Genomic DNA, 26,073 nt, shown 5'->3' with positions numbered 1-26,073 from the left:
CAGCGACGGACCGCGTCGCGCCTCCCTGTTCCGCCGTCGCATGCCGACCTCCAGAGCGCTCGCCCTCGCAGCCGCCGCGTTCGCGGTCGTGCTTCCCGCGCCCGTGCTGGCCCAGTCTGTCGCGCCCATCGACATCCCCGCCCAGGACGCCCGGTCGGCGCTCGTCGCTCTGTGTCTGAGAACCGGCTGCGCGGTCAGCTTCGTGTCCGAGCCGGAGATCGCCTATCGCACCCGGGCGGTGCACGGGGCGCGGACCTGGCAGGCGGCGCTGGGGACCATGCTGGAGGGCACCGGCCTCGGCTACAGACTGGTCGATGCGCGGTCCGCCCGCGTCTGGGTACTGCCCCCTGCCCCGCCGCCGCCCGCGCCGGATCTCAAACCGACTGAGGTCGCGCCGGTCGAGGTAATCGGACAGTTCGCGGAAAGCATCGACACGGCCCTGACCGAGAAGCGCCGGGCGGACGTCATCCAGGACTCCGTCTCGGCTGCCCGGATCGGAGAGCTGCCCGCCGCCAACCTGGCCGAGGCCCTGCAGCGCATCCCCGGTGTCGCCATCGAGCGCGAGGTCGGCGAGGGCCAGTTCGTCAGCGTGCGCGGCCTCGGCCCCCTGTTCCAGTCGGTGACCCTGAACGGCGCCCCGGTGGCCTTCAACGAGAACATCCGCAACTCGACCCAGAGCGGACGGCAGTTCCGGTTCCGGGCCCTGTCGGCGGATCTGCTGGCCGGGGCGACCCTGACCAAGTCGGCGACGGCGGATCTGGTCGACGGCGGCATCGGCTCCAACATCGACATCCGGACGATCCGCGGTCTGGGCGGCCCCGCCTTCCTCAGCGGTCAGGCGGTGAGCCATCACGAAGACCGGTCAGGCGACACCACCGGGGAGTTCAGCCTGTCAGGCCGGTGCCGAAACGCCGACCGGAGCCTCGGTCTCGTCGGCGGCGTCTCAACCCAGGACCGCAATGTCCAGTTCGACCGGCTGCAGACCCAGCGCTATCGCGACATGGTCGTGAACGGCCAGACCGTCGCCGTGCCCAACGACATCCGCACGACGCTGGAGCGCGAGGACCGGACCCGGATCAGCCTGTTCGCCGGCGCCCAGTGGCGGCCCAACGACAGGGTCACGATCGACTTCGACACTCTCGCCTCCCGCTTCGAGAACGCCATCCGTGAGGACCGCATCGTCTATGAGCTGGGCGAGCGGGTGACGCCCGGCGCCATCGTTCCGGGCAGTGTCCGGATCACCGACGGCGTCCTGACCGGCGTCGAGCTGAGCAACGGCCGGATCAGCAACAACCTGGAAGTCTCGGACCAGATCCACGACAACATCGCCTCCAGCCTGTCGCTGGAGACGGACTGGGCCGGTTGGCGGTTACAGCCCCGGATCAGCTATTCGAGGGCCCTGTCAGGGCTGGCGACGCCGCTGCAGCGTATCGCGGCTGTGTCGCCGGAAGGCGTCAGCTATGCCCTGGACTTCGGGCCGGCCCCCTTGGGCGAGCGCAGCATCGCGCGTCTCAGAACCAGCTTCGACCTGACGGATCCGCGCCTCCTGACCCCGTCCCGCTACGGGGTCCGCGCCATCGACGTCGATGACGACGACCTGACGCTTCAGATGGCTGCCGAACGGGCGCTGGATCGATCCATCGGAGGCCTCAGGCTTGAGCGCCTGCGCCTCGGCGGCCAGTACAGCGATCGGGGTCGCGACTATGAGAGGCGCGACCGGGAGGCGGCCCTGCGGCCGGGCCGGAGCGTCGATCCGTCCTTCTATGACGTCATGATCCCCTCCAACGCCTTCTCCGGCGTGATCCGCGACGGTCAGGGGCCATGGACAGCGGCCAATTTCGACCGCTTCCGCGACGCCTTCGTCGTGCCCGGCGAATATGACGGCGTCATCTTCAGCGCCGGCGACCTGGCGCCGACCGGGACGGATATGCAGGGCTCGTATCGGGTCGGCGAGACCTTGGCCGCGGCCTATGTCCGGCTCGACCTGTCCGGATCCATCGGAGGGTTGCCCTCGTCCGGCGACGTCGGTCTGCGCGCCGTCTCGTCGCGGACGGAGGTCGAGGGTTCAATCCTCGGCGTCGATCCGGCTGGCGCGCTTCAGGTTCGCCCCCTGATCCACAATGGCTCCGGCACGGACTGGCTGCCCAGCGCCAATCTGAGCGTCGAACTGGGTCCGCGCACCTTGGTGCGGTTTGCGGCGTCGCGCACGATCACCCGCCCGTCCCTGGCCGATCTCGGCGCCGCGACCGTGCCCGCCAGCACCCTGGTCAGCGCCGTATTCGAGCGGGGTCAGACCGAGATCGACCATCCCTCCCCCTCGACCATCTTCACCGGCGTGGGCGGCAATCCGGACCTGAAGCCCTATTCGGCGATCAGCCTCGACGTCTCCTTCGAGCACTATTTCGACGGCTTCGGCGGCTTCAGCCTGGCCGCCTTCCACAAGGTTATCGACGACTATGTTCTGGTGGTGAACCAGACCGAGCGTCTGACCTTCGCCACCCGGGCCGGGCCGCCGGTGATGGTCGATGTCCTGATGTCGCGGCCGCGCAATGTCGGGCGAGCGACCGTAACGGGACTGGAGGCGGGCTACAGTCGGCGCTGGTCGTCGGGCCTCGGCCTCTGGGCCAGCGCGACCCTGACCGACGCCGTCAGCCGCGAGACCGGCGGCGGCCCCACGACCGACCTTCAGGGTGTCTCGCGCGTCTCATACTCCATCAGCCCCTTCATCGAGCGCGGTCCGTTCGAGGCGCATCTGAGCTGGACCTGGCGGTCACCGTTCCGCTCGATCGCCGATCTTCAGGGCGGGGGCGTCAGCGCCTTCGTGGTCGGAGAGGCCGGGGTGCTGGACGCGGCCGCCTCCTGGCGCCTCACCGACGACGTCACCCTCTTCGCCGAGGCCGGCAACCTGACCGACGCGGTCGATGTCGCCTATGACGGGGTGCGCAGCCGCCCGCTGCAGATCACCCGCTCAGGCCGATCGTTCGGCTTCGGCCTCAAGTTCAGCCTGTAGGTCTCAGCGCAGTTCGACGAAGACCGGATTGCCATAGGCCCACAGGTCCGACCACGGGTCCTCGCCCGGCAGGTCGGCGACGGGCTCCTGCTCGGTCCCGCCGGTGGCGCGAACTCTCAGATAGATCGGATGGTCGACGCCGTGCAGGACGTGGCGCGCGGTCAGCACCTCGCCATCGCGGGTCCAGTCGGCGGCGGTGAAGCGGCGCTCCACACGGGTCGTCGGATTGTGATCCGCCATACGGTCCGGATTGGGACCGGTGACATCACCTACGATCAGGTCGATGCGCTTCACCTCCGGCGTCCGGCCCGCAGAATTGGCCGCCGCCGGGTCGCGCAGGCGAATGGTCACGACGATGTCCGAACCCTTCTGGATGATCAGGTCCTGCCCCATCCGGGCCTCGCCGTCCCCGCCCGCGACCGTCACATCCATGGCGGTGACCAGATCGCCGGTCGCGACGAAGATCTGACCCGAGCGCAGGCCGTCCAGAATGCCGTCGGAGGTGGGTCGGGCCATGACCCAGGTCTTGGAATATTCGCCGGGCCAGAAGTCGTCACCGCCCTCGCTCCAGTGACGATGCGAGTCCGAGGTGGCGGTGATCCACCAGTGACGGCCCTCGCCCAGCATCGTGTCCCACAGGCCGCCCAGGGTCGCGGTCATCTGGTCGAAACCGCCCATGGTCGGGTAGCGGCGATAGATGCCGCGCTCGCCGGTAGGCTTCAGGCTGGTCGCCTGATGGCCGGGAGCCCCCTCCATGCCGATGGCTACGCGCGGGGCCGCGTCCTGCCAGTCGCGCAGGGAGGCGGCGTCGTGCTCGCCCCAGACGCCGAAGCCCTCGGCCGAGCGTGACGGGTGGTTGGCGATGACGATGGGCCGGGGCGAATAGCCGTCGACGGTGCGCAGCAGATCCAGCATAGCGGCGCGGGTATCGTGGGTGGCGTCAGCGGGCCAGGGCTCGCGCGAGCCCCAGCGGGCCTCGATCCCGCGCAGCATCTCAAGCTCGCCGTCGTGGATCGGGATGATCAGGCTGGAGTGTTCGCTGCCGGGGGTGTCCAGCTCCATGCCGTAGAACTGGATGACGCCCGGCGTCGCGGCGCGCGACTGCAGCAGCTCCGGATAGGCCTGTTCGGCGTTGATCGCGGAATGGCGCGGCCCGCCATGGTCGGTCGAGACCATCCAGCTCAGCCCGAACCGTCCGGCCGCGGCGCCGTTCTGGACGATGGTGTGCGGCCCATCACCGCCGAGGGTCGGGGTGGGCACGGCGTCCGGATCGGCGGGGTTCGGCGTGTAGGTGGCGCTGAACCGGCTATGGACGTGATGATCGCCCGCCAGCCAGCGTGGGGCCTCCGCCTCCTGGGCCGAGGCGACGCCCGCTCCCGCCAGACCGGCCAGCAGAGTCAGAACGAGAGGCGCGCGCGCGGTCGGGCGTTGGCGGTGATGCATCATCTCAATTGTCCATGCAGCGGGTCCGGCCGTCAGCGAAGCGGGCCGTCCCTCTGAACAACGACCGGAGGGCGCGATACCTCAGGCCACCCCGCCGGATTTCCCACTTCAGTCGCTGGTCGGCCCCGTTCAGGCCACGGCCTTGGCCGCCTCGCCGTCGAGCAGCAGCCGCAGCCGCCGTGCCAGCCCAATCTGCTCATACGGCTTGTCGATCACGTCGAACTCATGCGCTTCCTGCAGACCGTTCTCGCCGACATAGCCAGAGGTCAGGAGGATGTGCATGCGGGGGAAGCGCTCAACGGCCTTTCGGGCCAGCTGGATGCCGGTCATGCCGCCCGGCATGACGACATCGGAAAACAGCAGGTCATAGGGACCGGAGGTTTCCAGCCGGTCCAGCGCCTCGGCGGCGTTCGCGGCCGTGTCGCAGCGGTAGCCCTGCGACTCCAGAAGGTCGACGCACAGGTTCAGGACTTCAGGATCGTCCTCCACGACAAGCACCCGCTCCGAGGCCTGGGCCAGGGTCTCGGGCTCCGCCTGCGCCCGGCTTTCCGCCCGCTCGGCGCTGCGCGGCAGGCTCAGAGTGAAGGCCGCGCCACGGTCGAGCGCCGTGTCGACGGTCACCTCGCCGCCGGACTGACGGACGAAGCCATAGACCTGGGACAGGCCCAGGCCCGAACCCTTGCCGACGTCCTTGGTGGTGTAGAAGGGTTCGAAGATCCGCGCGGCGACCTCGGGCGCCATGCCCGCCCCCGTGTCGCTGACGGTGATCAGAACCCGGCCTTCCGTCTGGGTCGCCTCGGTTCCGGCGTCGACCCGGATCGACAGGGTCCCCTCCCGCGCCATGGCGTCGCGCGCATTGACCGCGAGGTTGAGCAGGGCGTTTTCGAGATGCGTCGGATCGACATGGGCGCAGACGACCGCATCGGACAGGCCCAGATCCAGCGTCACCCCCTCGCCAACCGCCTGCTGCAGCAGGGGCGCGAAGTCCCGCACAAGGCCATTGAGCTCGACCACGACCGGGTTCAACTGCTGACGGCGCGAGAAGGCGAGTAACTGACGCGTCAGGGTCTGGCCCCGCTCGGCGGCCTGACGAATGGCGCCGACCTGCCGGGCCTGCTTCTCGTCGGACAGGCCCCGTCGCAACAGGATGTCGGCATTGCCGAGAACCACGGTCAGCAGGTTGTTGAAGTCGTGCGCGACGCCGCCGGTCAGCTGGCCGACCGCCTCCATCTTGCGCGCCTGGGTCAGCTGTTCCTCCAGCGACCGCCTGTCCGTGACGTCGAGGATGGTGCCGATGATCTCCATGCCGTCCCCGTCATGGCGAGGCGCCAGAACACCCTGATCAAGGAAGACCCGGTAGTTTCCGTCGGCGCAGAGCCACCGGTATTCGCAGGCGTAGGCCCCGGTCTGTGACGCCGCCATCAGGCAGTCCGCGACGGCCGACACATCGTCGGGATGGATGCGGCTCAGACCGATCTCGGGCTCCTCCACGAAGCGCATCGGCGCGAAGCCGGTCATCGGCGTGATGCTGTCACTGACGAACAGGGCCCCGAACGGATGGGTCGGTGCGCGCGAGGTGAAGACGATCGGCAGCGACTGGAGGATGGCGTCCTGGCGCGCATGGCTGCGGCGCAGGGCGGCCTCGGCCTCGCTCTTCTCCGCGCTGACCCGGGCGTTCTCTTCCAGGAGCCGCCGGCTCTGGTCGGCCTGGCGGCGGATCTCCTGCGTCTTGAGATAGAGATCGACCAGGATGGCGACCTTGGAGCGCAGGATGAAGGGATCGGCGGGCTTGAACACCACATCGACGGCGCCGACCGTATAGGCCTGGAAGATGTGCGCCTCGTCGCGGAAGACAGCGGTGACGAAGACGATGGGCGTGTCGCGCGTGCGTGGGTGTTCGCGGATCAGCCGGGCGGTCTCGTAACCGTCCATGCCCGGCATATGCAGGTCCAGCAGGATGACCGCGAACTCGTTGGTCAGCAGGCAGCGTAGGGCCTCCTCGCCGGATCGGGCGATGATCAGCTCATGCCCGAGCGAGGCCAGGGCTTCGGTCGCGGCGAAGGCGTTGCGCTCGTCATCATCGACGATGAGCACCTTCGCCGTGAGCGGCGGAAGCGTGAGCTTGTCCGGGGAATCCATTTCAGCCCACCGCCGGTTCGGGGGCGGCCATCAGGGTCTGGGATGCGAAGCGGGTGGCGTCGGTGCGCTGGATGGCCACCCGCATCACCGAGATCAGATAGTCGATATCCACGGGCTTGGAGACATAGTCGGAAGCCCCCGCCTGAATGCATTTCAGCCGGTCCCCCTTCATCGCCTTGGCGGTCACGGCGATCATCGGAAGATTGGCGAAGTTCGGCAGGGAGCGGATCTCCTGCATGGTCTCGTAGCCGTCCATGTCCGGCATCATGATATCGACCAGGACGACGTCGACCTCGGGGTGCTGGCGCAGCAGGTCGATGCCGGCGCGGCCGCTCTCCGCATAGTGGAGATCGACGCCGAACTCCTCCAGGGCGCTGGCCATGGAGAAGATGTTGCGGATGTCGTCGTCGATGACCAGCACCGTCCGCCCGGTGAGGATGGCGTCTTCCTTGCGGGTCTGGGCGAGGGTCGCGCGGGCCGATTCCGACAGCCGGTCCGTCGGCTCATGCAGCATCAGGGTGGCCTGTTCGACCAGTTGCTCGGGCGTCCGCGCCAGCCTCAGATAGCCCGCGAACACCGCCAGCCTCAATCGACGCTCGTCCTCCGCCGAAAGCGCGCCGGCCGCATAGACGACAGCGGGGCGTTCCGCGGTCTTCAGATAGTCGATCAGCTCCCCCACCGAGGTGGCGTCGATCTCGACCACCAGACTGTCGCTGGCCTGGAGGGGCAGTTTGGCCAGGTCCTTGAGACGCGCCACGCGGGTGACGGCGCCGAAGCCCGCCTCCAGGGTCGCGACCGCCTCGGCGCCCTTGCCGACCAGGACCAGCCGCCGATCCGGCGACGCCACGAAGCGGCGAACCTCGTCGAGGCCCGCGACCACGCCCTCCCGGTCCACCGGCTTGGCCGTGAAGCCGAAGGCGCCGATGGCGAGGCCGAGGCCCGCCTGATCGTCTGCGGAGATGACGTGGACCGGGATGTGGCGCGTCTCGGGCGTGCGCTTCAGCAGGTCGAGGAGGGCCAGGCCGTCCATGTCCGGCAGGCCGACGTCGAGCATGATGGCCTGCGGGGCGTATCGAAGCGCGAGCGAGGCCGCGGCGATCCCCTCACGCGTGATCACCCCCTTGAAGCCGCAGTCATGGGCGAGGGCGAGCAGGATCGACCCGAAGCGCGGATCGTCCTCGACGATCAGGACCACCGCATCCTCGGGCGACAAGGTTTCGCGGTCGTCGGTGACGGGATCGACCACGTCCTCGACCATTTCGGCGGGCGCGCTGCGGACCGTGACCTGCTTCATCGGTTCGCGGGTCGAGGGCGCCTGGGCCAGGGCCGGGGTGAAGGCCAGCGGCAGGTAGAGGGTGAAGACGCTGCCCTGATCGGGCTCGCTCTCGACCTTCAGCTCGCCGCCCAGTGTGCGGGTGATCTCGCGGCTGATGGAAAGGCCCAGGCCGGTCCCGCCGTATTTGCGGCTTGTGGTGCCGTCCGCCTGCTGGAAGGCCTCGAAGATGATGCGCTGCTTGTCTTCCGGAATGCCGATGCCGCTGTCCTGAACGGAGAAGGCGACGACGCCGTCCGCGGCGGCGAGGGTCTCGTTGCCGGGCGCCCAGCCGCTCTGGACCCGCGCGACGCGAAGGGCGACCGAGCCCGCCGCCGTGAACTTGAAGGCGTTCGACAGCAGGTTCTTGATGATCTGCCGCAGCCGCTTGTCGTCGGTGTAGATCGAGGCCGGCAGGGTCGGATCGATGTCGATGGTGAAGTCCAGCTTCTTGTCCTGCGCCAGCTGGGCGAAGGTCCGCTGCATCTGCTCGCGCAGCGAGGCGAACGGAGTGTCGCTGACATCCAGGGTGACGGTGCCGGACTCGATCTTGGACAGGTCGAGAATGTCGTTGATCAGGCCCAGCAAATCCGAGCCGGCGGCGTGGATGTTCTTGGCGAACTCGACCTGTTTGAGCGTCAGATTGCCCTGGGTGTTCTCGCTCAGCATCTTGGACAGGATCAGCAGGCTGTTCAGCGGCGTGCGCAGCTCGTGGCTCATATTGGCCAGGAACTCGGACTTGTACTTCGACGTCAGGGCCAGCTGTTCGGCCTTTTCCTCCAGGGCGAAGCGGGCCTGTTCGACCTCCTGGTTCTTGGCTTCCACCTGCTTGTTCTGGGTCGACAGCAGGACCGCCTTGTCTTCCAGCTCGGCGTTGGACTGCTGCAGCTCTTCCTGCTTGGCGCGGAGCAGTTCCTCGGACTGACGCAGCGACGCGGCCTGCTGTTCGAGCCGGTCGTTGGTGGTCTTGAGTTCGCCCTGCTGGACCTGAAGCTCGGCGGTCAGCAGCTGCGACTGGGACAGCAGCCCCTCGGTGCGCATGTTCGCCGCGATGGTGTTCAGAACGATCCCGATCGACTCCATCAGCTGGCTGAGGAAGGACTGGTGGGTCTCGGAAAACTCGCCGAAGGTCGCCAGCTCGATCACCGCCTTGACCTCGCCTTCGAACAGGGCGGGCAGGACGATGATGTTCAGGGGCGCCGCGCTGCCCAGGCCCGAGGCCACCCGGATATAGTCCTGGGGCACATTGGTCAGAAGGATGCGCTCCTTCTCCTTGGCGCACTGGCCGATCAGGCTCTGGCCCATGCGGTAGGTGCTCGACAGCAGCTCCCGCTCGGTCGCGGCATAGGCGGCGGCCAACACCAGGATCGGCTCTTCCTCGGCGTCCCGATCGGAGACGTAGAAGACCGCGTGCTGGGCGTTGATCAGGGGCGCCAGCTCTGACAGCACCATGTTCGACACCGTCGCCAGATCGCGTTCGCCCTGCAGCATGCGGGTGAACCGGGCGAGGTTGGTCTTCAGCCAGTCCTGCTCGGTGTTCTTGAGCGTCTGATCCTTCAGGTTCCGGATCATCTCGTTGATGTTGTCCTTCAGCGCCGCGACCTCGCCCGAGGCCTCGACGGTGATGGACCGGGTCAGCTCGCCCTTGGTCACCGCGGTGGAGACCTCGGCGATGGCGCGGACCTGGGTCGTCAGATTGCCGGCCAGCTGATTGACGTTGTCGGTCAGGTCGCGCCACAGGCCGGCCGCGCCCGGCACCCGCGCCTGCCCGCCCAGCTTGCCCTCGATCCCCACCTCGCGCGCCACGTTGGTCACCTGATCGGCGAAGATGGCGAGGGTTTCGATCATGCCGTTGATGGTATCGGCCAGCGACGCGATCTCGCCCTTGGCGTCCACGGTCAGCTTGCGCTTCAGATCGCCGTTGGCCACCGCGGTCACGACGTCGGCGATGCCGCGCACCTGACCCGTCAGGTTGGCGGCCATGGAGTTCACATTGTCGGTCAGATCCTTCCAGGTGCCGCCGACGCCTTCCACGCGCGCCTGCCCGCCCAGCTTGCCCTCGGTGCCGACCTCCTTGGCCACCCGGGTCACTTCCGAGGCGAAGGCGTTTAGCTGGTCCACCATGACGTTGATGGTGTTCTTCAGCTCCAGGATCTCGCCCTTCACGTCGACGGTGATCTTCTTGGACAGGTCGCCCTTGGCGACGGCGGTCGTGACCTCGGCGATGTTACGCACCTGACCGGTCAGGTTGCCGGCCATGAAGTTCACATTGTCGGTCAGATCCTTCCAGGTGCCGGCGACGCCCTTCACGTTCGCCTGCCCGCCCAGCTTGCCTTCGGTGCCGACTTCGCGCGCCACCCGCGTCACTTCGGAAGCGAAGGCGTTCAGCTGATCGACCATGGTGTTGATCGTGGACTTCAGCTCCAGGATCTCGCCCTTCACGTCCACGGTGATCTTCTTGGACAGGTCGCCGTTAGCCACGGCGGTGGTCACCTCGGCGATGTTCCGGACCTGACCCGTGAGGTTGTCGGCCATGGAGTTGACGTTGTCGGTGAGGTCCTTCCAGGTTCCGGTGACCCCGGTCACTTGCGCCTGACCGCCGAGCTTGCCCTCGGTGCCGACCTCGCGCGCCACCCGCGACACTTCCGAGGCGAAGGCGTTCAGCTGGTCCACCATGACGTTGATGGTCGACTTCAGCTCCAGAATCTCGCCCTTCACGTCGACGGTGATCTTCTTGGACAGGTCGCCGTTGGCGACGGCCGTGGTCACCTCGGCGATGTTGCGGACCTGGCCGGTCAGGTTGGCGGCCATGAAGTTTACGTTGTCGGTCAGATCCTTCCAGGCGCCGCCGACGCCCCGCACATTCGCCTGACCGCCCAGCTTGCCCTCGGTGCCGACCTCGCGCGCCACCCGCGACACTTCCGAGGCAAAGGAGTTGAGCTGATCGACCATGACGTTGATGGTCGACTTCAGCTCCAGGATCTCGCCCTTCACGTCCACGGTGATCTTCTTGGACAGGTCGCCGTTGGCCACGGCGGTGGTCACCTCGGCGATGTTGCGGACCTGACCGGTCAGATTGTCGGCCATAAGGTTGACGTTGTCGGTCAGGTCCTTCCAGGCGCCGGTGACGCCCTCCACCTGGGCCTGGCCGCCCAGCTTGCCGTCGGTGCCGACCTCCTTGGCCACGCGGGTCACTTCGGACGCGAAGGCGTTCAGCTGGTCCACCATGACGTTGATGGTGTCCTTCAGCTCCAGCACCTCGCCCCGGACCTGCACGGTGATCTTCTTGGACAGGTCGCCCTTGGCCACCGCGGTGGTCACCTCGGCGATGTTGCGGACCTGACCCGTGAGGTTGTCGGCCATCAGGTTGACGTTGTCGGTCAGGTCCTTCCAGGTGCCGCCGACGCCTTCCACCCGCGCCTGACCGCCCAGTTTGCCTTCGGTGCCGACTTCGCGCGCCACGCGGGTCACCTCGGACGCGAAGGCGTTCAGCTGATCGACCATGGTGTTGATCGTGGACTTCAGTTCCAGGATCTCGCCCTTCACATCGACGGTGATCTTCTTGGACAGGTCGCCCTTGGCCACCGCGGTGGTGACTTCGGCGATATTGCGGACCTGACCCGTCAGGTTGGCGGCCATGAAGTTCACATTGTCGGTCAGGTCCTTCCAGGTGCCGGCGACGCCCTTCACGTTCGCCTGACCGCCCAGCTTGCCCTCGGTGCCGACCTCGCGCGCCATCCGGGTCACTTCCGAGGCGAAGGAGTTCAGCTGGTCCACCATGGTGTTGATGGTGTTCTTGAGCTCGAGCACCTCGCCCTTCACGTCCACGGTGATCTTGCGGCTCAGGTCGCCGTTGGCGACGGCCGTCGTCACTTCAGCGATGTTGCGGACCTGACCGGTCAGGTTGGCCGCCATGAAGTTTACGTTGTCGGTCAGATCCTTCCAGGTGCCGGCGACGCCCTTCACGTTCGCCTGGCCGCCCAGCTTGCCTTCGGTGCCGACTTCACGCGCCACCCGGGTCACTTCGGAGGCGAAGGAGCCGAGTTGGCCCACCATGGTGTTCACGACCCGGCCGATGCGCAGGAACTCACCGCGCAGGGGCTGTTCCTCGTTCTCCAGATCCATGGTCTGCGACAGGTCGCCCTTGGCCACCGCGCCGATCACCCGCGCCATTTCCGCGGTCGGGTGGACCATGTCGGCGATCAGGGTGTTCACCGCGTCGACGCTGGCGGCCCAGGATCCGGTGGCGCCTGCTACCTTGGCGCGATGATTGATCTTGCCCTGCCGGCCGACGATTTCGCCCAGCCGATTGAACTCCCGGCTCATTCCATCGTTCAGTTCCACGACGTCGTTGAAAGCCTCGGCCAGATCGCCGTCCAGACCGGTCAGGTCGTCGGGCAGGCGGACGGAGAAGTCGCCGCGTCGGAACGCTCGAAGCGCGGCCAGAAGTTGACGGTTGTCGAGGGTCGGTTGAGCCAACGCGGCAGCGGTCATGGTGCGCTCACTACGGACAGGGCAAGGGCCCGGAAATCGGCCTGAACCCGCAAGCAGCGAACATGTGAGTCATGACGATCGGAGCGTCTCCGCTCCGAAGCCCGACCTGAATGTAACGCTGTCCCCGTAAGCCCCAACCAACCACAACAAACCCGCGAACCCATCGTCGGGTTCCGTACGCCGGCGAAAACTTCACGGGTTGCGCCGGGGGCCGGACTCGCTAGCTTCTCGCCGCTGAAACCGATGCCGAAAATGCGGCGACACCGGAAAGGCCCAGTGGCTTCAAACACCCTCGGCGAAGACCTGATCTCTTTCATCGACGCCGCGATTCCGTCCGTCTGGGCGCTCGACCTCATGATCCTGATGCGGGGTGAGCCCGACCGCGCCTGGTCGTCCGACGCCTTGGTCACGGCCCTGCGCGCCAGCGATCAGATCGTCGCGGAAAGTCTCGTGTCACTGGAGCGGGCGAGCGTCGTAAGCCGCGAGGGCGCAGACTGGCGATATGCGCCGCCCGCCGCGATCGACGGGCTTTGCGCCGCGATCGAAGCGACCTACCGTGATCGTCCGGTCTCGGTCGTCAATGCGATCATCCGGCGCCGGACGGGCTCGCTGGCGACGTTCGCTAACGCCTTCCGGCTTGGGGGAAAGAACACGTGACGGCATCGGGCCCGCAGATCGTCTACGGCTTGTGCCTGCTCGCCAGCACCACATGCGCCGTCCTGCTCGGCCGCGCCTGGTGGGCGAGCCGCCAGCCCCTGCTGTTCTGGAGCGCCATCTGCTTCGCCCTGCTGGCGCTCAACAACCTGTTCGTGGTCCTGGACATGGTCATCTTCGCGGACATCGATTTCACCCTTGCGCGCCAGATCAGCGCCCTGGCCGCCGTCGCGACCCTGCTCTACGGCTTCATCTGGGAGAGTGAGCGATGAGCGCCCTCGCGCCCGGCGCCATCGTCATGGGCTACGCCATGGCGAGCCTGTTCTTCCTGAAGTTCTGGCGGCGCACGCGGGACGGGCTCTTCCTTGCCTTTGCCGGGGCCTTTCTTCTCATGGCCGCCACCCCCTGTCTGACGGCGGTTCTGCGAATCCCCAAGGAGGAACAGAGCCCCTTCTATCTGCTCCGGCTCGCGGCCTATCTCCTGATCATCGGGGCGATCATCGCCAAGTCGATGAAGACACCGCGTCCCGGCGACGCCCCGGCGCCGGACTGACGGCATCACTTTCGGTCGCTGGAGGCAGGGCTGACGCTGCTCTCCCGATCACCTCGACGGCCTCGTGATCAGCTGCAAGGTGTCTTCGCCCGTCGAAACGCTGGCCCTGAGCGACGTCGAGGAAAGGCGGGCCCAGTCAATGGCGGCGCCGTCGATGACCTGGACAAGCAGGCGCGATCCGCGGGCCTGGACTGAACGGATATTGGCCGAGCCGCCCAAGGCGTCGTCGATTTCGGGTTCGCCGGTAGTGGGCCCATCCATCCCGCTCTGGATCAGGCGGTTGATCTCATCGGCCACTGCATCCGCAACGGGGCCGAGGATGATCTGAAGGTCCGTGGTCGACAGGACCAGCACGCCGCGCGCGCCCAAGGCTCGAAGCTCCGCCTCGTCAACCCGGGCCTGGTCGTGGATCGTCAGTCTCAGTCGCGTCGTGCAGGCTGCGACCGTGTTCAGGTTGGCTGCCCCGCCCAGCGCGGCGACGAAGGCGCTGGCGCGCGACGGCGCCCCGGAAGGGGATGTCCCGCTCACGAACCTCTGTGTCATCGGCGAGGCTTCGGCCGGCTCACGCCCGGGCGTCTTCAGGTCGAACCGCTCGATGAAGAAGCGGAACAGGCCGTAATAGATCAGTCCGTACACCAGTCCGACAGGCGCCAGCATCCACGGCCGCGTGGCCTGCCCGTAGTTGATGACATAGTCGAACAGACCGGCGGAAAAGGTGAAGCCGAGGTGCGATCCCAGCAGGCTCATGATGACCATGGCCAGGCCCGTCAAAACCGCATGGATGGCGTAGAGCACCGGAGCCAGGAACATGAAGGTGAACTCGATCGGCTCGGTCACACCGGTCAGGAAGGCCGTCAGGGCCAGAGACCCCAGCATTCCGCCGACGGCCTTGCGACGATCCGGTCGAGCGCTGTGGTACATGGCCAGACAGGCCGCCGGCAGGCCGAACATCATCACCGGGAAAAAGCCGCTCATGAACTTCCCCGCGGTCGGGTCGCCCGCGAAGAACCGGTTCAGATCACCCGTCACCCCGCCGTAGTCGCCGACGATGAACCAGGCGACGTTGTTCAGGATGTGATGCAGCCCGGTGATGATCAGCAGGCGGTTGAGCACGCCGTAGACGAACAGCCCGATCTCGCCCGACCCGACGATGGCGCGACTGAAGACATCGATCCCGTGATCGAGCGCCGTGAAGCCGAGGCCGACGGCAAGCGCCAGCGCCAGCCCCGCAAGGCCAGAGACGATGGGTACGAACCGCCGGCCGCTGAAGAAGGCCAGATATTCGGGAAGCTGCAGGGTGGAGAAGCGGTTGTAGAAGCTTCCCGCGATCAGGCCGGAGAGGATGCCCAGCGGCACGCCCAGACGAGCTATCGCACTGTCCTTGAACGCCGCCGCGGCAAGCTTCGCGGCAGCCTCGGTCATGTCGGCAACCGCTTCGGGCGGAACCGCGATCAACGCCTTGGCGCCTTCGGTGGCGATCAGAAAACAGACCACCCCCGCCAGACCGGCCGCGCCGTTGTTGTCCTTCGCGAAGCCCACGGCCACGCCGATGGCGAACAACAGGCCCAGATTGGCGAAGACCGCCTGGCCCGCCGCGGCCAGAAAGGCGATGTCCAGGAGATCCGGCTGGCCGAGGCGCAGCAGCAGGCCCGCCACCGGCAAGACCGCGATGGGCAGCATCAGCGCCCGGCCGAGCGGCTGAAGGCTGGACAGACCGATCTTCATGCGGGCGCTCCTGCGGGTTGGCGCGGGGTTCGGCTTCGATCAAGGGCTTCGGCGGCCAGTTGGCGGACGGCGTCCGCGCTCTCAGCCGCCAGGGCCGAGCCGGCCAGCGCCCGGCATTCGCCCAGGGTCAGGGTGCGCACGACGGCCTTGATCTCGGCGACCATCGCGGGAGCCGCGGAGAGTTCGGTGACGCCCAGTCCGATCAGGATCGGCGCGGCCAGTCGGTCGGACGCCAGCCCGCCGCAGACGCCGGTCCAGCGGAGGTCCCCTGCGCCTGCGGCAGCGGCCGCGATCAGCCTCAGCACGGCCGGATGCAGCCCGTCGAGCTGCGCCGCCAGATGCGGGTTCTGCCGGTCCATGGCCAGGGCGTACTGGGTCAGGTCATTGGTCCCGAGGGAGACGAAGTCGATTTCCGGCCGCAGGAGATCCGTCGTCATCGCCGCCGCCGGGGTCTCGATCATCACGCCCAGAAGAGGCGTCGCCGAACCGGTGTCCGTCGCTGCGCGGTCCAGCAGGGCGCGCGCCTGACGCACCTCGGCGACGGAGGCGATCATGGGCAGCATGACAGCCACAGCCCCCGCCGACCGGACCCGGCAGACGGCCCGCATCTGGGTCAGAAGCAGCTCGGGATGCAGCAGGCCTGACCGGACTCCGCGAAGACCCAGCGCCGGATTGTCCTCATGCGGCATGGGCAGATAGGGCAAGGGCTTGTCCCCACCGGCGTCCAGCGTCCGCACGATGAGCGGCCGTCCCTGAAGTCCGTCGGCGATGGCCTGGTACTGATCCAGTTGCTCGCGCTCGTCGGGCGGCGTCTGCCGGTCGAGGAACAGGAATTCGGTTCTCAACAGTCCGCAGCCTTCCGCGCCCCCGGCTACCGCGCCTGCGGTTTCGGACACCGCGCCCAGATTGGCGAAGACCTCGATCCGTACGCCGTCTGCGGTGCGGCAAGGTTCGCCGGACGCGGCCCGGGCATCGGCCTTGCGCCGACGGTCGGCGGCGGCGCGGCTTTCCGAGGCCGCCAAGGTCTGGGCCGAGGGCGAGGCGGTCAGGCGTCGTCCGTCCGCGTCCAGCACCACCAGAGTTCCGTCCGCGACCCGATCCATACCTTCGCCTGCCGCCACGAGGCAAGGCACGCCCATGGCGGCGGCCAGGATGGCGACGTGGGACGTGGGTCCGCCTCGCGCGGTGCAGATCCCGGCGAGGCGCGCGCCGTCCAGGGCGATCAGCTGGGAGGGAAGAAGGTCATCGGCCAGCAGAACATCGCCCGGCCCCAGCGCCAGCGGCGAGGCCGGCTCCGCGCCCGTCAGCTGCACCAGCACCTGCCGCTCGATATCCATCAGGTCGTCGGCGCGCTCGGCCATCCGGGGATCGCCGAGCGAGCGCAGCAGGCCGGCGGTCGCCCCACAGGCGGACCGCCAAGCGAAGGCGGCGCTTCGTCCCTCGGCGACGGCCTGATGCGCGGCGGAGACCAATTCGGGATCGGTCAGGAACGCGGCATGGGCCGCCAGTATGCTGCGCCGTTCCACCGAGCCGCCCGAGACGCTACCCTCAAGCCGCGCGCCGACAGCCTTCAGCGCCGCATCCAGAGCCGCCGCCTCGTGCGCCACGCCCTGCCCGGCTTCAGGGATCACGATTTCGCTCAGCCGCAGGTGGATCGCCGTGCCGACCACCAGGCCGGGCGCCGCGCAGACGCCGGAGAAGATCAGTTCGCCGTCCTCACCCGCCACGGGTCCGGCCGAGGCGATCGTCGTCGTCGCCAGCGCGGCGTGGCCTGGCCCGGTCTTCTCGCCCATTCCGGACAGGATCAGCTCGGCCAGAGCCGCCACAGCCGCCTCGGCGTCAGGCCCGGATGCGCTCAGCGTCAGGTCATCGCCGGCGCGCAGACCCAGAGCCATCATCCCGACCGGGCTTGACGCGCTGGCAGTGCGTTGACCGACCCCCAGGGTGATCCGGGCCCGGTGCGCGGCGGCGACGCCCGCAACCCGGGCCGCCGGTCGGGCGTGGAGACCATGGGGCAGAGGCGACCGGATGGTGCGGCTTGCCGACCCCTCCGGTGTCGCCTCTGCCCCGGCCGGGCTTCCGCCCTCGATCCGCAGCACGGGCTGACCCGCCGTTACCAGCCGGTCCGTCACCCGCCCCGAAAGGGTCCAGCCGTCGCCGGTCACAACCACGGGCGTGATCAGGCTGGTTGCGCCGCGCGCCACGGCGTCCAGATCGAAGGTCAAAAGACGATCTCCGGCCTTCACCCGGTCGCCCTCGGCCGCATGGGCCACGAAGCCCCGGCCGTGCAGCCCGACGGTCTCGAGCCCGATATGGATCAAGACCTCGAAGCCTTCGTCGCTGCGGATGCTGACCGCGTGGCGTGAGGCCGGCAGGACGGTGATGACCCCGTCGAACGGCGCCCGCACCTCTCCCTCGGTCGGGTCGATCGCAAGGCCGTCACCCAGCATCCGTTGTGAAAAGACGGCGTCGGGAACCTCGTCGAGGGGGGCGGCCCAGCCGGTGATCGGCGCCAGAAGCGTCACCACGCCCATGTCAGTTCGCTCCCGTCGGGCTCAGCCTGACCCAGTCCACCGCCCACATCGGATCGATGCCGTGCTGGGCGAACGTCAGGCACAGATCGTGCGGCCCCGCCAGAGCCGGCAGCCGACCCTTCAGCACCGTCACGCCGTGCGATCGCGCCGCTTCCGTCAGTGGGATCGAGAGGACGGCCGCTCCCTCGCAGCCGTCAATCCGCACCTCGAATTCACCGACCGGTCCGGCGGCCGGACGCACATGGACCTTGGCGATATCAGCCCCGATCTGGAAGTTGAAAGGCACCTGTCCGACGGCGGCCTCCAGCATGACGCCCTGCGTCAGATCCGCGGCCTGATAGGTCCAGCACGGGTTCATGATGTCCATCTTGTAGGCCGCGCGTTCGCCCTGCACAGGCGCGTCGTCGATCAGGGTCAGGACCAGCCCTTCGGTGCACAGCTTCATCTGGTGATCGTAGCGGCGCTCGCCGTCGGCCGGCGGCGCCAGTTGGTCGGTGTCCAGCGCGGCCTCGGCATAGTCGATGCCCAGCCGGCGATAGCGCGACAGCTGGGGCCGAAGCCGGCGGCTGAAGTCGTCCCAGCCCTTCGCCTCCGGCCGAGACCATGCGAGTTCCGACAGGGCCGCGATCCGGGGATAGGCCATGTATTCCACCCGGTCCTCGCTCACCATGTGCTCGGTGAACAGATTGACCTGCACCCCAAGAACATGGGCGCCCTGTTCCGGCGTGAGGGCCGCAGGGACCGGATCGAAGTCGTAGATGTCCTGAACCGAGACCACTCGTCCGCGACCGGGCGCGCCGTCGTTCGGGCTCTGGCGATTGTCGAGATAGAGAGTCGGCTGGGCGGTCAGCACCGTGTCATGGCCCAGGCGGGCGGCCTCGACCGCGCCGGCGATCCCGCGCCAGGACATGACGGCCGCATTGCCTTGCAGGCCGCCTTCGAGGATTTCGTCCCAGCCGATGAGGCGGCGGCCATGCTGGTTCAGATACCGCTCCATCCGCCCCATGAACCAGCTCTGCATGGCGTTCTCGTCGGTGATCCCGAGCGCGCGCATATGGGCCTGGGTGCTCGGCGAGGCCTTCCACTGATCCTTGACCGCCTCGTCGCCGCCCAGGTGCACATACTGGCCGGGGAACAGGTCGATCACCTCGCCCAGCACCTCCTGCAGGAAGACGATGGTCGTCTCATCGGTGTTGAACAGGGTGTGGTAGACGCCCCAGTCCGATGGCACAGCGCGCACGGCGCTGTCCGGCGCATCCTGGACGCCCAGTTCGGGATAGGCCGCGACCGCCGCGCTGGCATGCCCCGGCACATCGATTTCGGGAACGATCGTGATGTTGCGAGCACCGGCGTAGGCGACGATTTCGCGCACCGTGTCCTGGCTGTAGAAGCCGCCGTAGAGGCGAGGCTGACCGGTCGCCGGATCGATATCCGCCCGTGCCGCCTCACCCTCAGGCACCCGCCAGGCGCCGACCTCGGTCAGTTTGGGGTGACGGCGGATCTCGAGGCGCCAGGCCTGGTCGTCGGTGAGATGCCAGTGGAAGACGTTCAACTTGTGCAGGGCCATCCAGTCGATGAAGCCCTTGATGAACTCCGGCGACTGATAGTGGCGCGCGGAGTCCAGCATCACGCCGCGCCAGCCGAAGCGCGGCGCGTCCTGAATATGCACGGCCGCGATCGGCGCGGGCCCGGCCTCGGTCTGCGTCGCCAGCTGCCAAAGGCTGATGAGCCCGTATTGCAGCCCGGCATCGTCGCCGGCGGAAATTGTCGCGCCGCTCGACCGCACGTCGAGGGCATAGCTTTCGGCCGCCGCCGTCGTCGTGCGTGTCAGGACGATCTCGCCCCGGCCGCCCTCGACCACCGTCACGGACAGACCGCGCGTGCGTTGCAGCAGATCGGCGAACCGCTCCGCGGTCGCCCTCGCCTGCCCGTCGCCAGCAGGGATGGCCAGGCGGACGCCGGTCCTGAGGACGAAGACGCCCTCCCCGGGCTCCACGCTCGCGGGCTCGGGGATAATGGCCGCAGCGGGAGCGGGCATCGACCCAGCCGGAACTCCGAGGCCGGCGCAGCCCCCCACGGACAGGGCCAGGAAGGTCAGGAGGACGGCAGGCAGTTTCGACATCGCACGCTTCCGATCCGGCGAACCTGACGCAGGTCCATACGGAGCCTAGGTCGTCGCACCCGGGAAAAACAGGCGGAGAACGGTCGCCCGTTCTCCGCCCAGTCGGTCAGGGTCTAGTAGCGGTATCGCACGCCGGCATAGAGGGCGCGGCCGTTGTCGTAGGTGGCGCGCGGACGAACCTTGTCGCCGGCGAACTGGATGATGTCCTCGTCCAGCAGGTTCTGGCCTTCCAGGGTCAGGGCGACCTGCGGCGTGACGTTCCAGGCGAAGGAGGCGTCCAGCGAACCGATGGCGTCCTGGTTCAGCTGGGTCGACCGGTCGAAGGTCACGAAGAACTCCGAACGGTAGTTGTAGGCCACCCGGGCCGAGAAGGTGTCGTCCTCGTAGAAGACCGAAGCGTTGTACGAGTGCTCGGAGTTGCCCGGCATCGGATCGCCGCTTTCGGTCTGCACGTCGGAGTAGGTGTAGTTGGCCTGGACGCCGAAGCCGCGCCAGATGTTCTTCACCACAGCCAGCTCGATCCCCTGCAGTCGCGCACCGCCGCCGTTGGCGCGGCGATTGATCGTGAACTGGCAGTTATAGAGGACCGGATTGGCCGGACCGGCCGCCGTACAGAGCGACAGGTTCGGCGTGGTCGTCTCGATCGCGAAGGTTTCGAGCGACGGCGCGTCGGTGATGAAGCTCTCGATGTCCTTGTAATAGACCGCCGCCGAGAAGATCGTGCCGCGCTCCGGATAGTATTCCAGCGACAGGTCGAACTGGTTGGCGCGGTAGGGATCGATGTTCGGATTACCGCCGACGCCGGTCAGCGACCCCGGGTTCAGCGAGGTGCGCGGGGCGACGTCGGTAAAGTCGGGACGGGCCATCGTCCGCGCCGCCGCGAAGCGCAGCACCACGTCGTCCGTCAGATCGAAGGCGAAGTTGGCGCTGGGCAGAACGTCGGTATAGCTGCGATCGGCGCTGACCGCCGCGAAGGTCCCGAAGGCGTTGGAGACATTGGTCGGGGACGCCACCAGGGCGTTGACGTAGCCGCTCGAGCTCTGGTCCGTGCGGACCACGCGCACGCCGATGTTGCCGCGCCAGCCCTCGCCTGCGAACTCGCCCATCACATAGGCGCCGGCCGCCTTCTCGTTGACCGAGAAGATTTCCGGATAGTTCGACACCCGGGCCCGAACGCTCGCCGGCAGGCCGTAGAGGATCGATTCCAGCTTGCCCCGGTCGACCTGCCAGTAGGAGGCCAGGGTGCCGGGCGCCTTGATGTCGTCGAGATAGTCGTTGGGTGTCAGACCGCCTGCGAAGCTGGCCGGCGTACAGGCGGCGCCGCCGCAGCCCGTGGCCGCCAGCGGCAGGAAGAACCCGCCGTAGGTGGTCGCCTGGAAGTCGGTGTCGCGGTCGTGGTCGGTGTATTTCAGCCCGACCTTGACGGCATGGAGCGGCCCGAGGTCGACGTCATACTTGCCGTCGACATAGGCGTAGAGCTCGCTGTCGTCGTTGGTCACCTCGTGCAGGGACGCGAAGTCGAACTGCATGTCGGTCGGATCGGTCGGATCCAGGTTCAGGAAGGTGACCTGGGGCGTCTTGCCGCGCAGGTCATAGGTGAAGGCGGCCGGGGCGCCGAACTCGACGAACGGCTGGTTGGTCGTGTCGCCACTGGCTTCGGTGTAGCCCACCTTGAAGTCCAGGGTCAGGCGGTCGTTCGGCGTGAATTTGCCGTCGAGGGCGATGTTGCTCGTGGTCGCCTCGGCGTCGCGGTCGATGGCGTCAAACACCGCGCCGCGGCCGCCGGGCGTCGAGGTGATGGTGCCGGCCACTGCCGTATTGTCCACCACCGTGGTGTTGGTCAGGGTCCCGCCGCCGCCCAGCGCGTTGGAGCCCCAGGCGAGATAGTTCTGGTTGAAGTTGTCGGCGCCGAAGCGCGAATAGAGGCCGGTCAGGGTCAGATCGATCTGATCGGTGGGCCGCCACTGGACGGCGAAGTTGGCGCCTTCACGCACCCGCTCCTGCTCGAACAGGGCCGAGCCGATCAGCGACGGAACCAGCAGGGTGCCCGCGCCCGGGTCGTTGTCGAAATAGCCGAGCACTTCAACGCCGTCGCGGCGGATGTTGCGCTTCTGATAGATGCCCGCGACCAGGACGCCGAGCGTCTTGTCCGCATTGTGCCAGCTGACCAGGGCCGAGGCGTTCGGGTCCAGATCACCCGCGTTCTCATTGTAGGCGCCCTGCACCGAGCCGAAGGCCTCGAATTCCTTCAGGTCGAGCGGGCGGCGGGTGCGGGTGTCGATCGTGCCGCCGATGCCGCCTTCTTCCAGATCGGCCGTCGGGCTCTTGTAGACCAGGGTCTGGCCGATGATCTCGGAGGGCAGCATGAGGAAGTTGAAGCTGCGGGTCGCCGACAGCTGCTCAAGGATGAACCAGTCGGCGGTGGCCAGGCCGTGGCCGTCGATCAGGGTCCGCGTCAGGTTGGGCGAGGTGCCGCGCAGCGAGACCCGCTCGCCTTCGCCGAACTCGCGATTGATGACGACGCCCGGGACCCGCTGCAGCGCTTCAGCCACGTTCTTGTCCGGGAATTTGCCGACATCCTCGGCGGTCACGACGTCGACGACGGCGTCGGCGTTTCGTTTGGTGCCGATCGATTCCAGGATCGACGCACGGATGCCGGTGACGACCACCTCATCGACCGTGGTGGCGGACTGGCCGTCCTGCGCCATGGCGGCGCCTGCCGACAGCGCCAGCGCGCTGACGGTTCCGATCATCAAAGCCCGACAATTACGCATGACCCAATCCCCTCCAATGTAGCAGGTCCGCTCCCCAGCGATCCCTGACAATGCCAATAGAAGACCAATAAAGGCCCTCCGCTCCCGTGGACCCTCCGAAAAAGGCCGTGGAATGGAGCCTGTCATCGAACAATCATCTCTGACAAGCCCAAATCGTCACATTGGACATATCTTTTTCTAAGATTGGTTCTTGATTGGTTTGGTCAGATGGGTTGTGATGATCACAGCGATAGGTCAAGTCTGTTCCATCGCCCGGGGAGCCCATGTCATTCTCTGAACTGATCGGAACGCTGGACGCCCGCCGCCCGGCCCCGCTTTACCAGCAGCTGCAGCAGGCGGTCCGCGAGGCCATCGCCCAGCGCGTACTCAAGGCGGATCAGGCGCTTCCCGCCGAGCGGGATCTGGCGGCCGAGCTGGATGTGTCGCGCATAACAGTCCGCAAGGCCTTCGACGGTCTGGTCGCCGAGGGCTTGCTGTCTCGCCGTCAGGGCGCCGGCACCTTCGTCGCCGCCCGCGTCGAGAAAAGCTTTTCTAAGCTGACGTCCTTCTCCGAGGACATGGCGGCGCGGGGACGCAAGGCGACCAGCTCCTGGCTCAGCCGCACCGAGGGGGCGGTGACTCCGGAGGAGTCCCTGACCCTCGGCCTCAGCCCCGGCACCGCCGTCTATCGCTACCACCGGATCCGCTACGCCGACGGCATGCCGATGGCGCTGGAGTATTCGACCGTGCCGGCGTCGTGCCTGCCCTCACTGGAAGCGGTGGAGCCTTCGCTCTACCAGGCGCTGGACGCCAACGGCCAGCGGCCCACCCGCGCCCTGCAACGCCTGCGCGCCGTTCTGTTCACCACCGAACAGGCCGAGCTTCTGGGGGTCGCCCCGGGCGCGGCAGGGCTCCTGATTGAACGCCGCGCCTTTTCCCGGACCGGCCAGGCCGTCGAGGTCACCCAATCCTTCTACCGTGGCGACGCCTACGACTTCGTCGCCGAGCTCAACGACGGTCCGGCCTGATGCGGCTTGTCGAAAAGCAGGTCGCTGACACCCTGATGTTTCGGGAAGCGGCCGATTCCGGACGCGTGGTCGCGGAGCAGCTACGCCTCAACCGCCCCATCGCCGAAGCCCTGGGTCGGCGCCTGCGGGACTTCGCGCCTACTGCGGCCCTGATCTGCGGGCGCGGCAGTTCCGACCACGCCGGCGTCTTCGCCCGCCACCTGATCGAGACCGGAGCCGGCCTGCTCACCAGTTCGGCCGCCCCATCGGTGGCCTCGGTCTATTCAACGGCCCAGAACATGCGCGGGGTGGTCTGTATCGCCGTGTCGCAGTCGGGCAAGAGCCCCGACCTTCTGGCCTCGGTCGCCGCCGCCCGGGACGGCGGCGCCTTCGTGATCGCTGTCGTCAATGTCGAGGACTCGCCGCTGGCCCGCGCCGCCGACGCCGTCGTGCCCGTGCGGGCCGGCCCGGAGTACTCGGTGGCCGCCACCAAATCCTTCATCGCCAGTCTGACCGCGCTGGCCCAGATGATCGGCCATTGGCTCGACGACGAGGCGCTGCTCGCCGCGCTGGAGACCCTGCCGGATCGGCTCGCCGAGGCCTGGGCGCTCGACTGGTCCGCGGCCCTGCCTACGTTGACAGAGGCGCGCGACCTCTACGTCGTCGGCCGGGGCCCCGGATATGGCGCAGCGCGCGAAGCGGCCCTCAAGCTCAAGGAAACCTCCGGCCTTCACGCCGAGGCCTTCAGCGCCGCGGAAATCCGTCACGGCCCCATGGCGCTGGTCAAATCCGGCTTCCCGGTCCTGGTCCTGCCCCAGGATGATGAAAGCCGCGACGACACCCTGGCGCTGGCTTCGGAGTTCGCGGCTCGCGGCGCGAAGGTCATCCTGCCCGATGTTTCTCCTGTGCAAGGAACCATCGCCCTGCCCGCCCTTCCCGCCCATCCGGCGGTGCAGCCCATCCTGATGATCCAGAGCTTCTATCGCCTGGCCGCAGAGGTCGCTGTCGCACGCGGTTACGATCCGGACCGGCCGCCCTATCTCAACAAGGTCACCGAGACCGTCTGATGCCGACCACCTTCAGCAATGGCCCCATCCTGATAGACGGCGCCTTCGCCGAAAACGCGGCCGTCACCATCGACGGTGACCGGATCGTGCGCGTTGGGCCCGCTTCCGGCGCGCCCGACGGCGAGGCGGTCGATCTGGCCGGAAGGATGCTGATCCCGGGCTTCCTCGACACCCAGGTCAACGGCGGCGGAGGCGTGTTGTTCAATGACTGCCCGACCGTCGAGTGCATCGACGCCATCGGACAGGCCCATCGCCGCTATGGCACGACCGGCTTCCTTCCAACCCTGATCAGCGACGACCTCTCCGTCATCGATACCGCAATCGACGCCGTGGAGGCCGCGATCGCGCAGGGCGTCCCCGGTGTCATCGGGATCCATATCGAGGGCCCCTACCTCAACGAATCTCGCAAGGGCGTGCACGACGCTTCGAAATTCCGCACCCTGGACGCCGAGGCCGTCGCCCGTCTGACCAGGCTGAAAGGCGGCAAGACCCTCGTGACCCTCGCTCCGGAAATGACCACGCCTGACATGATCCGCGCCCTGGTCGCCGGGGGCGCCGTGGTCGCGGCCGGCCATACGGACGCGGACTATGCCGAGACCCGCGCGGGGATCGGGGCCGGAATGACCGGCTTCACTCACCTGTTCAACGCCATGTCTCCGCTGACCAGCCGCGCGCCTGGCGCTGTCGGGGCGGCGTTGGAAGACATCAACGCCTGGTGCGGCCTGATCGTGGACGGCGTCCATGTCGATCCCGTCGTGCTGAAGCTGGCCTTGCGCTGCCGCCCCCTCAACCGCTTCATGCTGGTTACCGACGCCATGCCCAGCGTCGGTTCGGGCGAGGACCACTTCTTCCTGCAGGGCCGACGCATTGAGGTCCGGGACGGCGTCTGTCGCGACGGGAACGGCGTCCTGGCCGGCTCTGATCTCGATATGGCGACAGCCGTGCGCAATGCCCGCGACCTTCTTGACCTCGGCCTGGAGGCGGCCGTGGCCATGGCGTCGACCTGGCCCGCCGAGTTTCTGGGCTTGAAAGACCTGGGCCGGATCGCGGTCGGAAGCCGGGCCAGTCTGCTGACGATCGACGAGGCCCTGACCGTCACGGGCGCCTGGATTGACGGCGCCCCGACACCCTGACCTGATGAACGGACAGCATGACGAAGGTCCTGCGCGCAAGGTGTAACTGCTGAACGGCAAACAGCCGCCGCCCCTTGCCCCGTCATTTGCTTCTAGTCTGGGCCTCGCAATCCGCGCCGGAGGCCCG

Annotated in this window: 14 protein-coding genes; 7 read left to right on the top strand and 7 right to left on the bottom strand. The window is 67.7% G+C overall.

All coding sequences use genetic code 11. From position 1 onward, the window contains the following. Positions 1 to 40: 40 nt before the first annotated feature. Positions 41 to 3,010, top strand: a complete 2,970-nt coding sequence (locus AC1ROD_RS05970) for a TonB-dependent receptor (RefSeq protein ID WP_492947332.1) — start codon at positions 41 to 43, stop codon at positions 3,008 to 3,010. Between the two features lie 3 nt (positions 3,011 to 3,013). Here the strand turns inward: AC1ROD_RS05970 and AC1ROD_RS05965 are convergent, their stop codons facing one another. From AC1ROD_RS05965 to AC1ROD_RS05955, 3 genes are all read right to left on the bottom strand, one after another. Then, complete coding sequence (locus tag AC1ROD_RS05965) at positions 3,014 to 4,456, bottom strand: CehA/McbA family metallohydrolase domain-containing protein (protein WP_492947331.1); 1,443 nt, start codon at positions 4,454 to 4,456, stop codon at positions 3,014 to 3,016. A gap of 126 nt (positions 4,457 to 4,582) precedes the next feature. Further along, positions 4,583 to 6,592, bottom strand: a complete 2,010-nt coding sequence (locus AC1ROD_RS05960; protein ID WP_492947330.1) for a response regulator — start codon at positions 6,590 to 6,592, stop codon at positions 4,583 to 4,585. Between the two features lies 1 nt (position 6,593). Beyond that, positions 6,594 to 12,398, bottom strand: a complete 5,805-nt coding sequence (locus AC1ROD_RS05955) for a HAMP domain-containing protein (RefSeq protein ID WP_492947329.1) — start codon at positions 12,396 to 12,398, stop codon at positions 6,594 to 6,596. A gap of 276 nt (positions 12,399 to 12,674) precedes the next feature. Here AC1ROD_RS05955 and AC1ROD_RS05950 point away from each other — a divergent pair, with 276 nt between their 5' ends. From AC1ROD_RS05950 to AC1ROD_RS05940, 3 genes are read left to right on the top strand one after another with little or no spacing between them, the layout of a single operon-like run. Beyond that, a complete protein-coding gene (locus AC1ROD_RS05950; protein ID WP_492947328.1) occupies positions 12,675 to 13,055 on the top strand; it encodes a hypothetical protein in 381 nt (126 codons plus the stop codon). Then, positions 13,052 to 13,324, top strand: coding sequence for a DUF5985 family protein (locus tag AC1ROD_RS05945; protein WP_492947327.1), 273 nt, complete (start codon positions 13,052 to 13,054; stop codon positions 13,322 to 13,324). Before AC1ROD_RS05950 ends, AC1ROD_RS05945 begins: the two co-directional genes overlap by 4 nt. Then, a complete protein-coding gene (locus AC1ROD_RS05940; protein WP_492947326.1) occupies positions 13,321 to 13,605 on the top strand; it encodes a DUF5985 family protein in 285 nt (94 codons plus the stop codon). The genes AC1ROD_RS05945 and AC1ROD_RS05940 overlap by 4 nt, the downstream gene beginning before the upstream one ends. A gap of 48 nt (positions 13,606 to 13,653) precedes the next feature. On the opposite strand, the gene nagE is transcribed toward AC1ROD_RS05940, so the two are convergent. The 4 genes from nagE to AC1ROD_RS05920 all read right to left on the bottom strand — a co-directional run bounded on the left by nagE (position 13,654) and on the right by AC1ROD_RS05920 (position 22,739). Continuing rightward, positions 13,654 to 15,330, bottom strand: coding sequence for an N-acetylglucosamine-specific PTS transporter subunit IIBC (gene nagE / locus AC1ROD_RS05935; RefSeq protein ID WP_492947325.1), 1,677 nt, complete (start codon positions 15,328 to 15,330; stop codon positions 13,654 to 13,656). Next, the gene (ptsP, locus tag AC1ROD_RS05930) at positions 15,327 to 17,864 is read right to left on the bottom strand and encodes a phosphoenolpyruvate--protein phosphotransferase (RefSeq protein ID WP_492947324.1); all 2,538 of its coding nucleotides are present in this window, start codon (positions 17,862 to 17,864) and stop codon (positions 15,327 to 15,329) included. The genes nagE and ptsP overlap by 4 nt, the downstream gene beginning before the upstream one ends. Position 17,865: 1 nt before the next feature. Next, entirely contained in the window at positions 17,866 to 19,986 is a 2,121-nt protein-coding gene (locus AC1ROD_RS05925; protein ID WP_492947323.1) for a family 20 glycosylhydrolase, read from the bottom strand. A gap of 113 nt (positions 19,987 to 20,099) precedes the next feature. Beyond that, a complete protein-coding gene (locus tag AC1ROD_RS05920) occupies positions 20,100 to 22,739 on the bottom strand; it encodes a TonB-dependent receptor (protein WP_492947322.1) in 2,640 nt (879 codons plus the stop codon). A 284-nt stretch (positions 22,740 to 23,023) separates the two neighbouring features. Between AC1ROD_RS05920 and AC1ROD_RS05915 the strand changes: the two genes are divergently transcribed. The 3 genes from AC1ROD_RS05915 to nagA are packed head-to-tail and all read left to right on the top strand — an operon-like array spanning position 23,024 to position 25,946. Then, positions 23,024 to 23,767: a GntR family transcriptional regulator gene (locus AC1ROD_RS05915; protein WP_492947321.1), complete on the top strand. Its 744-nt coding sequence runs from the start codon at positions 23,024 to 23,026 to the stop codon at positions 23,765 to 23,767. Continuing rightward, positions 23,767 to 24,813 carry an SIS domain-containing protein gene (locus AC1ROD_RS05910; protein ID WP_492947320.1) on the top strand — a complete coding sequence of 349 codons (1,047 nt, stop codon included), beginning with the start codon at positions 23,767 to 23,769 and terminating at the stop codon, positions 24,811 to 24,813. The genes AC1ROD_RS05915 and AC1ROD_RS05910 overlap by 1 nt, the downstream gene beginning before the upstream one ends. Next, on the top strand, positions 24,813 to 25,946 hold the full coding sequence (nagA, locus tag AC1ROD_RS05905) for an N-acetylglucosamine-6-phosphate deacetylase (protein WP_492947319.1): 1,134 nt from the start codon (positions 24,813 to 24,815) through the stop codon (positions 25,944 to 25,946). Before AC1ROD_RS05910 ends, nagA begins: the two co-directional genes overlap by 1 nt. The last annotated feature ends 127 nt before the right edge of the window (positions 25,947 to 26,073 follow it).

It is taken from the genome of Brevundimonas sp. GW821-FHT12E07 (assembly GCF_058807035.1).
The sequence above is the reverse complement of the archived record's forward strand: the minus strand, read 5'-3'. Positions and strand labels throughout refer to the sequence as shown.

What these genes read in the sequence shown, in the direction of transcription:
- nagE (WP_492947325.1), bottom strand. Translation starts at nt 15,330, where the DNA reads ATGAAGATCGGTCTGTCCAGCCTTCAGCCGCTCGGCCGGGCGCTGATG.
- AC1ROD_RS05970 (WP_492947332.1), top strand. Translation starts at nt 41, where the DNA reads ATGCCGACCTCCAGAGCGCTCGCCCTCGCAGCCGCCGCGTTCGCGGTC.
- AC1ROD_RS05920 (WP_492947322.1), bottom strand. Translation starts at nt 22,739, where the DNA reads ATGATCGGAACCGTCAGCGCGCTGGCGCTGTCGGCAGGCGCCGCCATG.
- AC1ROD_RS05955 (WP_492947329.1), bottom strand. Translation starts at nt 12,398, where the DNA reads ATGACCGCTGCCGCGTTGGCTCAACCGACCCTCGACAACCGTCAACTT.
- AC1ROD_RS05910 (WP_492947320.1), top strand. Translation starts at nt 23,767, where the DNA reads ATGCGGCTTGTCGAAAAGCAGGTCGCTGACACCCTGATGTTTCGGGAA.
- nagA (WP_492947319.1), top strand. Translation starts at nt 24,813, where the DNA reads ATGCCGACCACCTTCAGCAATGGCCCCATCCTGATAGACGGCGCCTTC.
- AC1ROD_RS05940 (WP_492947326.1), top strand. Translation starts at nt 13,321, where the DNA reads ATGAGCGCCCTCGCGCCCGGCGCCATCGTCATGGGCTACGCCATGGCG.
- AC1ROD_RS05965 (WP_492947331.1), bottom strand. Translation starts at nt 4,456, where the DNA reads ATGATGCATCACCGCCAACGCCCGACCGCGCGCGCGCCTCTCGTTCTG.
- AC1ROD_RS05925 (WP_492947323.1), bottom strand. Translation starts at nt 19,986, where the DNA reads ATGTCGAAACTGCCTGCCGTCCTCCTGACCTTCCTGGCCCTGTCCGTG.
- ptsP (WP_492947324.1), bottom strand. Translation starts at nt 17,864, where the DNA reads ATGGGCGTGGTGACGCTTCTGGCGCCGATCACCGGCTGGGCCGCCCCC.
- AC1ROD_RS05960 (WP_492947330.1), bottom strand. Translation starts at nt 6,592, where the DNA reads ATGGATTCCCCGGACAAGCTCACGCTTCCGCCGCTCACGGCGAAGGTG.
- AC1ROD_RS05915 (WP_492947321.1), top strand. Translation starts at nt 23,024, where the DNA reads ATGTCATTCTCTGAACTGATCGGAACGCTGGACGCCCGCCGCCCGGCC.